The sequence below is a fragment of the Aquimarina sp. genome (genome assembly GCF_977115655.1).
In genome coordinates this window covers 23,264-36,340 of the sequence record NZ_CDSBKO010000057.1, presented here as the reverse complement: position 1 = coordinate 36,340, position 13,077 = coordinate 23,264, and the positions used below count along the sequence as shown (strand labels likewise).

At 33.0% G+C, this 13,077-nt stretch carries 12 protein-coding genes and 1 pseudogene; 7 read left to right on the top strand and 6 right to left on the bottom strand.

The features are described from left to right. From ACZIYX_RS19290 to ACZIYX_RS19275, 4 genes and pseudogenes are all read left to right on the top strand, one after another. Window positions 1-473, top strand: a pseudogene (locus tag ACZIYX_RS19290) (hypothetical protein); the annotation flags it as partial. 157 nt (window positions 474-630) lie between these two features. After that, window positions 631-1,104, top strand: coding sequence for a DUF3291 domain-containing protein (locus tag ACZIYX_RS19285; protein WP_462683898.1), 474 nt, complete (start codon window positions 631-633; stop codon window positions 1,102-1,104). Between the two features lie 44 nt (window positions 1,105-1,148). Then, window positions 1,149-1,301: a hypothetical protein gene (locus ACZIYX_RS19280; protein WP_462683895.1), complete on the top strand. Its 153-nt coding sequence runs from the start codon at window positions 1,149-1,151 to the stop codon at window positions 1,299-1,301. 38 nt (window positions 1,302-1,339) lie between these two features. Continuing rightward, window positions 1,340-1,486 carry a helix-turn-helix domain-containing protein gene (locus ACZIYX_RS19275; protein WP_462683897.1) on the top strand — a complete coding sequence of 49 codons (147 nt, stop codon included), beginning with the start codon at window positions 1,340-1,342 and terminating at the stop codon, window positions 1,484-1,486. A 99-nt stretch (window positions 1,487-1,585) separates the two neighbouring features. Here ACZIYX_RS19275 and ACZIYX_RS19270 read toward each other — a convergent pair whose 3' ends face one another. Further along, window positions 1,586-2,560 carry an FG-GAP repeat domain-containing protein gene (locus tag ACZIYX_RS19270; protein ID WP_462683894.1) on the bottom strand — a complete coding sequence of 325 codons (975 nt, stop codon included), beginning with the start codon at window positions 2,558-2,560 and terminating at the stop codon, window positions 1,586-1,588. Window positions 2,561-3,149: 589 nt separating this feature from the next. Between ACZIYX_RS19270 and ACZIYX_RS19265 the strand changes: the two genes are divergently transcribed. Continuing rightward, window positions 3,150-5,720 (top strand): endonuclease, encoded by a 2,571-nt coding sequence (locus ACZIYX_RS19265; RefSeq protein WP_462683893.1) that lies wholly within the window; start codon window positions 3,150-3,152, stop codon window positions 5,718-5,720. 252 nt (window positions 5,721-5,972) lie between these two features. On the opposite strand, the gene ACZIYX_RS19260 is transcribed toward ACZIYX_RS19265, so the two are convergent. The 3 genes from ACZIYX_RS19260 to ACZIYX_RS19250 all read right to left on the bottom strand — a co-directional run bounded on the left by ACZIYX_RS19260 (window position 5,973) and on the right by ACZIYX_RS19250 (window position 8,213). Beyond that, a complete protein-coding gene (locus ACZIYX_RS19260) occupies window positions 5,973-6,422 on the bottom strand; it encodes a hypothetical protein (RefSeq protein WP_462683892.1) in 450 nt (149 codons plus the stop codon). A gap of 540 nt (window positions 6,423-6,962) precedes the next feature. Then, window positions 6,963-7,490, bottom strand: a complete 528-nt coding sequence (locus ACZIYX_RS19255) for an alpha/beta hydrolase (RefSeq protein ID WP_462683891.1) — start codon at window positions 7,488-7,490, stop codon at window positions 6,963-6,965. Between the two features lie 246 nt (window positions 7,491-7,736). Next, window positions 7,737-8,213 carry a hypothetical protein gene (locus ACZIYX_RS19250; protein WP_462683890.1) on the bottom strand — a complete coding sequence of 159 codons (477 nt, stop codon included), beginning with the start codon at window positions 8,211-8,213 and terminating at the stop codon, window positions 7,737-7,739. Between the two features lie 186 nt (window positions 8,214-8,399). Between ACZIYX_RS19250 and ACZIYX_RS19245 the strand changes: the two genes are divergently transcribed. Further along, window positions 8,400-9,236, top strand: a complete 837-nt coding sequence (locus ACZIYX_RS19245) for an EcoRI family type II restriction endonuclease (RefSeq protein WP_462683889.1) — start codon at window positions 8,400-8,402, stop codon at window positions 9,234-9,236. Window positions 9,237-9,245: 9 nt separating this feature from the next. Next, window positions 9,246-10,289 carry an adenine-specific methyltransferase EcoRI family protein gene (locus ACZIYX_RS19240; protein ID WP_462683888.1) on the top strand — a complete coding sequence of 348 codons (1,044 nt, stop codon included), beginning with the start codon at window positions 9,246-9,248 and terminating at the stop codon, window positions 10,287-10,289. A 168-nt stretch (window positions 10,290-10,457) separates the two neighbouring features. On the opposite strand, the gene ACZIYX_RS19235 is transcribed toward ACZIYX_RS19240, so the two are convergent. Continuing rightward, window positions 10,458-10,877: a DUF1801 domain-containing protein gene (locus ACZIYX_RS19235; protein ID WP_462683887.1), complete on the bottom strand. Its 420-nt coding sequence runs from the start codon at window positions 10,875-10,877 to the stop codon at window positions 10,458-10,460. 48 nt (window positions 10,878-10,925) lie between these two features. Further along, window positions 10,926-13,028 (bottom strand): ATP-dependent DNA helicase RecG, encoded by a 2,103-nt coding sequence (gene recG / locus ACZIYX_RS19230; protein WP_462683886.1) that lies wholly within the window; start codon window positions 13,026-13,028, stop codon window positions 10,926-10,928. Window positions 13,029-13,077: the final 49 nt, after the last annotated feature.

The window sequence follows — 13,077 nt, the reverse complement described above, 5'->3', positions numbered from 1 at the left end:
AGCTTAAAGAAACCGAGCAGAAAGAGAAAAAGGTGTACAAAGAGATTGCAATAAGCTATCTAAAAGAGATGGAAACCTATCTGGATTTTGCAGTATTTTATAATGAAAAGATATACGAAGCCTATAGCAAACTGGTTAGTGAAGCCAGAGAGATAGACCGGCAGATACGGGACGAGTTTACGGTGGTAAGCGCAAAAATAAACAGTGCAGAGGAGAAGAATCCGGAAGATCTGGAAAGGCAGAAAGTACTCGAAAAACGATATGCCTCACATACAGAGCTGTTAGAATCGTTACTACAATGGAACCTAAAACCAGAAGACATAGAGAACCCACAAGGAGATATTAAAACGCTTAAAAAGCGTAATGCCGCCAAAGTATTCTCGATGTATCAGGCAGAAAAATCAGAAGAGCATATCGTTAAATTTATCGAAATACGACTGGCAGATATGTTTCATAAACTTCTGAAAGAATAAAGAGAGTTAGGGTTCTAACCTGGATTCTACAATATAGGTTGTATTCTACCAATATAATTGCTGTAAAAAGTACAGAAACAAATGTGTTTTTGGTATAGACCTAAGTATAGCTTATCTCTAATTTTGAGACTATAATGTGATCAAATACATTTAGAAAATCAAAAATATAAGTAAAAAGTATATCGCAGAGATCAACATTGCAAGAATGAAAGCTCCAATGGACTCACCAGTATTAAAAGAATTTGTAGATTTTCTTGATCCGATAAATAAATTGGCAGATGAGAGTGCAGGATTTATTTGGAGACTAAAAAATAAAGATGGTAGCGCTGCAGCCAATATAGAATCTCCTTTAGAAGATGATATGATGCTGATAAATATATCTGTTTGGACAGATCTTGAGGCTCTTAAAAACTTTACATATAGTACTGCTCATAGTTATTTTGTGAGAGCAGGTAGAAAATGGTTTGAAAAGATGAAAATCCCTTATATGGCATTATGGTGGATTGATAGTAATCATATTTCAACAATAGAAGAAGCCTTATCAAAATTAGAATACATAAATAGAAATGGTTTAACCGCCGAAGCTTTTACTTTTAAAAAGGTATTTAATTCTGTAGGAGAAGAAATCTAACGTTAGATTCTTTATATTTATAAAAGAATGAATTTATACTGGCTATGCTATTTTTAAAATCTGAAAAAAAAATACCCAATTATCATTTATATGGTGATGAAACCCAAAACGCTGTAGCTTCCTTTTTTAATATCAAACGCCTTGAAGATATATTTGAAGCGTCTGATGGGGTGGCACCGTGCTCATCGACATCTTAATCTATTTCAGATTATTTGGATTACTCAGGGAGTAGGAGATAGAAGCCAAGCGTCTTTTGATTTTTAGTGCACTGAACATTTCTGAAATTGCATATAAATTAGGGTTTGAAGATGCTACCTATTTCTGGAAATTCTTTAAAAAATATGTATTAATCTCTCCAAAATTATTTAGAGAAAAACATTGAAAGAGATTTATAAAGGGAATCTAAAAAAAAGAGGATGATCTTATAAAACCATCCCCTTTTTTATGGGTGTATCGCCCTGAAATAATGTTACACTATACTTTAATTGAATTCGAAATTACTTCCGGTTTCATGTAAAATAGTACCTGTTTGTAAAATGAATTTTTGAAATTTATTTTCACCATTTAATACATGGATTTCAGTACTTTTAGTACCAGTGTTAGTTTTTTTAATAGCATAAAGATCTAAATGTCCATCTCTGTTATAGTCTCCAATTTCAAAATCAAAATTACTTCCGGTTTCATGTAAAATGGTACCTGTTTGCAAGAGAAAACTTTGGAATTTATTTTTACCATTTAAAACGTGGATTTCAGTACTGTTAGTACCAGTGTTAGTTTTTTTAATAGCATAAAGATCTAAATGTCCATCTCTGTTATAGTCTCCAATTTCAAAATCAAAATTACTTCCGGTTTCATGTAAAATGGTACCTGTTTGCAAGAGAAAACTTTGGAATTTATTTTTACCATTTAAAACGTGGATTTCAGTACTGTTAGTACCAGTGTTAGTTTTTTTAATAGCATAAAGATCTAAATGTCCATCTCTGTTATAGTCTCCAATTTCAAAATCAAAATTACTTCCGGTTTTATGTAACACGGTACCAGTTTGCAAAAGGAAACTTTGAAAATTATTTTTACCATTTAGCACATGGATCTCTGTACTATTAGTTCCAGTATTACTTTTTTTAATAGCATAAAGATCAATATATCCATCTCCATTATAGTCCCCACTTTTTATAGTAAAATTATTTCCGGTTTCATGTAAAGCAGTACCTGTTTGCAAAAGAAAACTTTTATAGTTATTGTTGCCATTTAATAAGTGTACTTCTGTACTGTTAGTACCAGTGTTGTTTTTTTTTATAGCATAGATGTTTCTATTTTGTCTATCTACTTTAGAAATTGCGTCATATTGTAAAGATTCTTCAGAAGAAGTTCCATTTTCTATTTCTTCACTAGTACAAGAAAGAAAAAGAGAGACTAGACATAAAGGCGAGAATACCTTAAAAAAGAAGTTTTTCATTGTTAAGTGGTTTTAAGATTAATACTCAAATTTATATTTTCTAAATATTATCTCAAAACAGCAAAATAGCAATAAATGTATGGTTATTAAGTAGCTTTTTATGACCTAGAATAGAACAACATTTTTATAATGCAGCAATGAATATCTACCCTTTAGAATGTGTTCTAAAACAGGAAATTATGGATGAAACAACCTCATTAAATAATATATATTAGAACTCGGCTAGGCGCGATCATCACGCTCGTGATAGTATATTTTAAGAATCTTGTGCAACAGACACTTCCGAAAGAATAAAAGCTTGTACCAGACTTGATCTGGTACAAGCTTTTATTCTGAAGCTGAGATGAAAAAAGAACATTTTATTCCAGTAGATATAAAGTGCAAATGGTATAATGCATAAAACAACTTATTAACACTAGTTTTTTTTGTAATTTGTTGATTTAAAAATGGTTATTTGTTTTTTTTAGTAAAATACCGGGTTTTAAATATACTAAGTAACAATTTGGTAACGTTTTGCTATAGTGAGTTTAATAAAATAATTTTAGTTTCGGATCCATCAAATTATTCTTAATAAAAACTCATCTTGATAATGAAAAAACTTATATTCTTATTACTTGCTATACCCATATTGGCATACAGTCAAATACCATCCTATTATAGCGATGTAAACCTTAATGCCACAGGTACAGCTTTAAAAAGTGAACTGAGCACCAAAGTAACAAACACACATTCTACATTTCTTTCTTATACCCCGGGAGTTTGGGATGCTTTAAAACAAACGGATTTAGATCCAACTAATTCGTCTAAAGTAGTTTTAGTATATGGATATAGCGATACCGATGGAAACTCCAGTACTGATAGAACAAGAGGAGTTAATAATAACGGAGGGGGATCTACAGATTGGAACAGGGAGCATGTATATCCAAAATCGTTGGGGAATCCAAATTTAGGAACATCGGGTCCCGGAGCAGATGCACATCATTTACGACCTGCAGATGTAGGACGAAATTCATCCAGAGGTAGTAGAAAATTTGCAGATGGTTCTGGTAATTCCGGCACAACTTCTCAAGGATACTGGTATCCCGGGGATGAGTGGAAAGGGGATGTTGCGCGTATGATGATGTATATGTACATTCGTTATGGTAATCGTTGTTTACCAAAAAATGTAGGGGTTGGATCTACAGCTGCCAGTGATAGTAATATGTTGCAATTATTTTTGGAGTGGAATGCAGAAGACCCTGTATCCCCGCTAGAATTGCAACGTAATCCGATTTTAGAAAACCTACAAGGTAATAGAAACCCATTTATCGATAACCCTGCATTTGCAACACAAATTTGGGGAGGACCACAGGCCGAAGACAGATTTGGAAATGTGGGAGGGAGCGATACACAAGCACCAACCATACCTGCAAATCTGATAGCAACAAATACAACAACAACTTCTACCGTACTTTCATGGAGTGCCTCTACAGATAATACAGGAGTTACAGGGTATAGTATATATAGAAACAATACGCTAGTAAGTACTGCAACCACAACAAATTATACCGTTTCTGGTTTAAGTCCCAATACATCGTATTCATTTTATGTAAAAGCAAAAGATGCAGCGGGTAATGTTTCGGGAGCCAGTACTACAATTAATGTCACTACCCAAAATACAGCAACAGGAGGGGATGCTACGGCATTATTTTTTTCTGAATATGTTGAAGGGTCTTCTAATAATAAAGCTCTGGAAATAGCAAATTATACAGGGGGATCGGTTAGTCTTTCAGGATATTCTATAAAAAGACAAACTAATGGTTCCGGATCATGGTCTACAGGATTAAATCTTTCGGGGGTTTTAGCAAACAATAATGTTTATGTAGTAGCAAACAGCTCGGCTGGCAGTACAGTTAAAAACAAAGCAGATTTAGTATCTGGATCAGCAGAACTAACGTTTAACGGTAATGATCCTGTTGGGTTATTTAAAAATGGAGTTTTGATAGATGTTATAGGAACTTTTAATGGAGGGTCGTCTAATTTTGCCAAGGATAAAACACTTAGAAGAAAATCAGGGATATCCTCGCCATCTACTACGTATAAGGTTATAGAGTGGGATTCGTATTCTCAAAATACTTTTGATGATTTGGGGAAACACTCTTTTAGTGGTAGTACTACTACAGATACCAAAGCCCCAAGTACTCCTACAAACGTGATTGCTTCTAATATTACAGAGAACAGTGTACAAATTTCCTGGGAAGCAGCAACAGACGATACAGGTGTAGAAGGATATTCTATTTATAAAGATGCCGTTTTATTAACCACTACGACAGTAAATAATTATAATATTTCGGGACTTAGTTCAAGCACTACATATTCTTTTAAAGTGTATGCTTATGATGCAGCCGGAAATGTATCTGAAGAAAGTAATCTGGTGACTATAACTACACAAGATGTTATAGTTACCACGTATTGCCCATCCAAAGGGAATACGACTGATTATGAGTATATAGATTTTGTAGAAATTGGTGGGGTTTCTAATAAAACTCTTGCAAATGGAGGGTATGGAGATTTTACTTCGCAGATGGCAAACCTATCTTATGGTACTAATACTATTGTGGTAAGTGCCGGATTTGCAAGTGCACCTTATAACGAATATTGGTCTGTATGGATTGATTTTAATAAAAACGGAACTTTTGAGACTTCAGAAAAAGTGGTGAATGAATTTTCTTCAAGCTCAGATAATTTATCGTATACTTTTGAAGTACCGTCTGTTACAGTATCCGGCACCAGAATGCGTGTTGCTATGAAATGGAATTCTACAGCCACAGCTTGCGAAACGTTTGATTACGGAGAGGTAGAGGATTATACCGTAAATATAGGGGCTGCTTCAGCTAAAACAAAAGGAACATCTTTTATAAAAGTAAACAAAGAATTACAAAATAAAGAAGAAATATTTTTTGCCAAAGTATACCCCAATCCTGCTACAACAGATATTGAAATAGAGGTAAAAAATAATATAAATACAACTTTTGTAATGACTAACATGCAGGGTAGTGTAGTAAAATCTGGAAAAACTTCTACTAATAAAATTAATGTAGAGGGGTTAACCCCTGGTATTTATTTTATAAAGATAACAGATGGCAACCAAAGTGTTTCAGAGAAGATAATGCTTAGATAATTTTTTTTTTAAAGTGTATTAATTCGAAAAAACCTCATAGCAATATGAGGTTTTTTTAGGATTAAATTCAAAAGCTTTGTTCTACAAAACAACGTCTTAAACCTTCAAGGTTTTTCGAAACCTTGAAGGTTTAAAGAGAACTTAGCCAATCCAAAGGATGTCTTGTCTGGGTTTTAGAAAAGAAACTAAAAAAGCTGATGGATATAATACATTATTAGTAAGAACTAAAATCGTATTCTAAGAGGCGTAATATTATTTTAGAAACAAGTCTAAAATAAAATCAAAAGATCCACTAAAGATAGCATTTTCCATGGATTCTGCTCCTGAAGGATTATCCCATGAGTTTCTTTTTTCAAAAGGATGATTTCTTAAATCGGCTAATATCTTATCATTAACAGGTAGGTCACTAATATCTTCTTTTGTATTTGTTTGCCTTTTAAGTGTAGAAGTTATGGTGTCTTTTGTTTTGGTATATGCAGGAGAGTTTTGTAAATAAACATTGGGATTATTTAGATAATCATAAAATAGTTTATTCGAAAACGAAAAAGCCGTTATGTTTACTGGTTTGTAAAGAGAATAAGCTCCTGTAGGGGTTACTATAGAATTGTTTGGTGCCAGTGTGTTCGAATGGAATTGCGCGTGCGTTATTCCATATTGAAATATAAAAAAAAGAACAGAAAGAGAGGTTTTCGAAATGGCCATAACTACCAAAATTAGTGTTTTTATTAATTATAGGATACCGCGAATCTAATTAAAAAAACAGAGGTTATTAGTTAATTACTTATTAATTCTTCAAGATACATTTTATCCTTTTTTATCACTTTTGTTATTGGGGATTGAATCTTGTGGTTTTTACTTTAAGATTTGTTTGTACTAAAATCAATACCATTTATCATTTGGATTTACTGGAATAAAATGTTCTTTTTATGCCTCAGTTTCAGAATACATATAAACAGAAAAATTTCTCAACCCTTCAAGGGTATTTCTTGGGGCACCGATTTTTTCCCAACACCCCGAGGTTTTCTGTGACTCTGAGGTTGTTTCCTGATATTCTGGTGACATTTCTTGGTACTCCGAGGTTGTTTCCTGTGACTCCGAGGTTATTTCTCAACACTCCGAAGGTATTTCTCAACACTCCGAGGTTGTTTCTTGGTATCCCGATGACATTTCTTAGTACTTCGAGGATATTTTTTAGTATTTGGATTTGATTTTTTACCCTCTCATTAAAAAAGTTTTAGATCACTAGGTAGTTTCGCAAATTAGAGTACTTAATTCTCTGGCAAATTTAGGTTCTGTATACAGATCATGTCCTTTTTTATTTTTTATAACAACAATGCTATTCATTTTATCCAGCCATTTTGTATTGGGGGCATAGGTATCGTTTTCGCCAAAGTAAAGTTTAATACCCCCGTTAGGTTTGTTTGTTTCATACCGTAACCTTGTAGCAGAAACAGCGTGTAGTGAAGCTACTTTTAAACCTTTTAGCATAGATTGCCATGCAATAGTACCACCAATACTAAATGCAAGAATGTGTACTGTTTCTGTCTCTTTATCGATCAGATTTTGTACTGCTAATTCGATGCCACTGCTCACAAATTGTTGATGAAGGCCTTCTTCAGTATATGTTGAGGTATCTAATTCGCCCAGAATACAACAGTCGTAATATTGTATTTCAAATTTTTTGTGAAGTATATCGGTATAATAAGATAACCAATCTGATTTTTTTATCCCCCAAAGATCGGATAAGATAAGTAGTCTTTGTTTTGCCATATTGATTTTACTTAGATGTTATTAGTATTGGATTCTGTCTTTTAACAGAATGACAAATGGATTCATTTCTATGTTCTGTTAATTTTTGTCATGTACTTAGGGTTACCTCTTACAATATATTAAAAATAGGTCTTCTTTTTCAAGCAGGATTTGCCCAATTTTTATGTTTGACCATTCTTTATTTAATTTATTAAGTAAAAACTGGTATGTCATCTATCAATTCACAATTGATGTGATGATATCATACTACGTACTGTACGTAGTTTTAATTTTCGTTATTCCGATTATTTTGATCAGTTTTTTCAATATCTTTTTAGAAACAATGATGAAGCTTAACTCTATAAAGATAAACCTGAAGACAATTATTGCCACTATAAGAGGAAATAATAGATCTGATTTATTTTGAATTATAGCAGTAATTAGACCAGTTGTAACGAACAATACTATAATAAAAAAAAGTGTTTTTATTATTTTACTCATTCTAATTTCCAGAATTCCGTTTTCTTTATCCAATTTTCCTTTCAGAATACAGAATGCTCCATATAAATTTTTTGATAATTTTATTTCAAATTCAGAATTGTCAATTCTTCCAATAAAAGCTTGATTACTCCAATCAGAAATGAATTGTTCGTCTGATAAGGTATGATTTTCCAATTTGGTCATTGCGATTGAACTATCATTTTGTAATTCTATTGAATAGTATTTTTTCGGGAATAATTTCATCTATCTCGCAAGATTTTTTAAACATGGTAACCAATCTGGTTTTTTTTGATCTCCAAAGATAAGATAAGTAGTTTTTGTTTTGCCATATGGATTTTGCTTAGGTGTTACCTGCAAGCTGAACAAACAGGATAGCAATTGAAAAAATTGTAACTTTGTGAAATCTAATAGGGATAGTTAAACTACAAAATGGCAAAAAATAATCAATCAAAAAGATTAACTAATCAACATAAAAAATCGCAAGGTGTAGTAGGTATATTTGGCAATGAAGCAAAATTACACGATATAAAGGTTGGAAAAATATCAAATCATGTAATTAAACAACTTGAAAAAGAATATCCTCAATTATCTTTTCGTTACAGAATTAGCATAAAAAAAGAAGAAATAAACGAAGCTCTACAAAAAGTAGATAAAGATTTAGGTCAAACACTTTTTGTTTCAAATTCAAGCATAAAACCTGATGGAGGAATAATTGAAGTAAAAGATGACAACGGCAATTGGAGAATAGTTTTAGTATCAGAAGCTAAACATCAAGGTAAAGACATTGAAAACATCCTAAAAGGAAAATTAGTAGGGAAAGTTAATAATCAAGACTTAATGGCTGCTGGAAACGCGATAGAAAGATCGCATAAAAACATATCCGAAATTGCTAATTTTATGCTATCTGAATCGCATTTTCCCTATATCTTATTTTTGGAAGGCTCTAATTTCTTAACAGAAACCATATCAATTAAAAGACCTGATGGAAGGATTGTAAAACTTGAATACAATTCGGGAATGTTGAACAGATTAGATAGATTGACCTCTGCAAACTATGGAATGCCCATTAACACTAATTTGTGTGAAAATAAGTTTGTTAAGTATAAAGATAAAACAATTATGCTTCAAGCAACTTCTATTTATACACAAGGAAATGGAAAAAAATGGGATGCTGAAAAAATGTTCAATATTATGATTGAAGTTTCTAAAACCTCTCTTAAGGTTTTGGGAAGTGATATATTTAAACAAATAACCGAAAATAAATAGAAGTTGATAATGGCAAGAAGTGCAACAAATAAATTATTACAAAAAGCTAAAAAATCAAAAAGTGATGAGTTTTATACACAACTTTCAGATATAGAAAGCGAATTACAACACTATAAAAATCATTTTAAAAACAAAGTGGTTTTCTGTAATTGTGATGACCCAACAATTAGTAATTTCTTTAATTATTTTGCTTCGAACTTCAAAAAACTAGGACTTAAAAAATTAATAGCCGCTTGTTACAAAAAACAAGAAATGGACTTGTTTAATACAGAAGGAACTGAAAATGGTTTTTATTATGAATACACGGGAGCAGAAAAAGAAAATAATGAACCAACTTCAAAAGACATTATCTGTTTTAAAGGTGATGGAGATTTTAGAAGCAAAGAAAGTATCAACTTGCTCACTCAAGCGGATATTGTTGTTACAAATCCGCCATTTTCACTTTTCAGAGAATATGTTGCCCAACTCATAGAGTACGATAAAAAGTTTTTAATAATTGGTAACATTAACGCTATCACATACAAAGAAATTTTTAAACTAATTAAGGAAAATAAAGCGTGGTTGGGAATAAACCTAGGAAGGGGAATAGAAGGATTTATTGTTCCCGAGCATTATGAACTTTATGGTACGGAAGCTAGAATTGACGATTATGGGAATAGGATAATTTCACCAAATAATTGCTTGTGGTTAACCAACTTAGACACATCTAAACGACATGAAGATATAGAGCTAACAAAAAGATATTTCGGAAACGAAAAGGAATATCCCAAATACGATAACTACAACGGAATTAATGTTAATAAAACAAAAAATATTCCTTCAGATTATAATGGTTTTATGGGAGTTCCTATAACATTTTTACATAAGTTCAATCCCGACCAATTTGAAATAATCAAATTCAGAAAAGGAAATGACGGAAAAGATTTATCAATAAATGGAAAATGTCCATATTTTAGAATTTTAATTAGAAATAAGCGAGTAAACGAAAAAGAAAAAATCCAGGAGGTAACATTGTATAAGAAAAATGTAGGAGAAAGTGCTAAATTACAGTAAATTAACAACAATAAACATATCGCTAAAGCGAAACTTAAAAGTAGTCCTTTCACTTCGCTTATACTACACTGTTATTAGTATTGGATTCTGTCTTTTAACAGAATGACAAATGGATTCATAGCTTATGTCCTGTGAAATTTATTAAGAAGAAAATCAATCTGCACTATCCTACGCTCCCAATAGGGGCAGGTGCTTAACTTTATGATAAGTTAATGCCAATTGTATACATTGTTTTACTTCGGCTTTTGGTATTTTATCCTGTAACTTAAATATTATTGCCCTGCTTCCTTCAAAAGCAAATACATCCTTATAAAGAATCCTAAAGGTTGCGATCAGGCTGGAGGTACATTGAAAGTACATGGCATACTGTTCTGGTTTTTTTGCTTTCCAATCTATTCTTATAGTGCTACCGTGTTTTGTGAGATAACTTGGTTCCCCCCATTTTAGGGTTTCTTCTAGCTCTGTAAGCCCTTCTATAGTCGATGCTGTTTCTATAATTAATTCTCTAAGGGATTGTATTTGTGGTAATACAAACTCGGGATATTGGTTAAAAACGTCTTTTACCTTTGGGGTGCTTATTAGCTGCATTTTATAGGTTTTTTTGTGATCTCTTTGTCACTTTTTGCTAATCTAAAATTAAGAAATATAGTTCCAAATATTTTTATGTTTTGCCATTTGTTGATAAGTATACAATAGGACTTTATTTTTTTCTAAAGTTAAAGAAGGGTCTTCGTTTAGGATTTTAATGGCATAGTACCTTGCGGTTTTTAAAATATCATTATCCCTTACAATGTCTGCTATTTTTAAGTTAAGCACGCCACTTTGCTGTGTACCCATAATGTCTCCCGGTCCCCGTAGTTTTAAATCTACTTCGGCAATATCAAAACCATCATTGGTACGTACCATGGTTTCTAACCGGGTTTTGCTATCGGCAGATAATTTAAAACCGGTCATAAGTATACAAAAACTTTGCTCGGCACCACGTCCCACACGCCCCCGTAGTTGGTGTAATTGAGATAGCCCAAAACGCTCTGCACTTTCTATAATCATAACACTGGCGTTAGGAACATTAACACCAACCTCGATAACTGTAGTTGCTACCATGATTTGTGTTTCACCTTTTACAAAGCGCTCCATCTCATAATCCTTATCTGCGGGTTTCATTTTGCCATGCACGATAGATATCTGATATTGTGGAGCAGGGAAGGAGCGGGCAATACTCTCGTACCCATCCATAAGATCTTTGTAATCCATGGCTTCCGATTCTTGTATTAAAGGATATACAATATAGATTTGTCTTCCTTTCTGTATTTCGTCTGCCATAAACTTAAAAACCTTTAAACGGTTACTATCATAACGATGCACCGTTTTAATAGCCTTTCGCCCCGGGGGCAATTCATCAATTACCGAAATATCCAAATCCCCGTACAAGCTCATCGCAAGGGTTCTGGGTATAGGGGTTGCAGTCATTACCAAAACATGTGGTGGATAGGTGTTTTTATGCCATAATTTGGCTCGTTGTGCTACGCCAAACCTATGCTGTTCATCAATAATTGCCAGTCCAAGGTTTTTAAACTGCACTTTTTCTTCAAGTATAGCATGGGTGCCAATAAGGATGTGTAACGTACCATCTTCTAACTCTCGATGGATTTCTCTGCGCTCTTTAGCTTTAGAGCTACCCATTAATAATTTTACATTAATATCCAGATCTTTGGTAAGCTCTGTAATCCCTTGGTAGTGTTGATTAGCTAAAATAGCTGTAGGTGCCATAAGGCATGCCTGAAAACCATTATCCATAGCCAAAAGCATAATCATTAGCCCAACTATGGTTTTACCAGAACCTACATCTCCTTGCAAAAGGCGGTTCATTTGTGCACTACTGCCAATATCATTTCGTATTTCTTTTATAACACGTTTTTGGGCATTGGTAAGCTCAAACGGCAGATGGTTGTTATAAAAATTGGTAAAATTTTCTCCAACTTCGGTAAAAGGAAACCCTTTAATCTTCTGTTTTCGAATTAACTTTTTTAGGATAAGTTGTAATTGTATGTAAAATAACTCTTCAAATTTAAGGCGATATTGTGCCTTTGCCAGTAACTCCTGACTTTTTGGAAAATGAATATTAAAAACGGCCTCGCTTTTGGAAATCAATTTTAATTCTTCTAAAATCTCGGCAGATAACGTATCATAAAACCTAACATTAGTTTCGATAAAAAGCTGTTGCATCATTTTACTTAATACCCTGTTGGTAATCCCTCTATTCGATAATTTTTCGGTAGAAGGGTAAATGGGTTGCATTGCAGTTCTTAAGTTTTGTTTATGCTCTGCCAGTAGTTCCATTTCTGGGTGAGGCATACTAAATCCATTATAATACTTGGTCTTGCCAAAGATTACATACGGGGTGTTTAGTTTAATGTTTTCCCTAATCCATTTATGACCTTTAAACCATACCAGTTCTATTTCGCCGGTATCATCTATAAATTTAGCTACCAATCGTTTTCCTTTTTTTTGCTCTACTGTTTTAAGGTGAACAATCTTGCCTACGATTTGTACTTCGGCAGAGTTACGTTGTAACTGATTGATTTTATAGTATTGTGTTTTATCCAGATACCGATTAGGAAAAAGATTTAATAAATCCTGATAGGTATGGATGCCAAGCTCAGACCGAAGCAAAGTACCCCGGGTAGGCCCCACGCCTTTAAGATAATCGATCGGAGTTTGTAAGATATTAGGATTCATTAGGACGAAGATAGTATTTATTCAAAAATAGTTCAACCCTTATTATAAA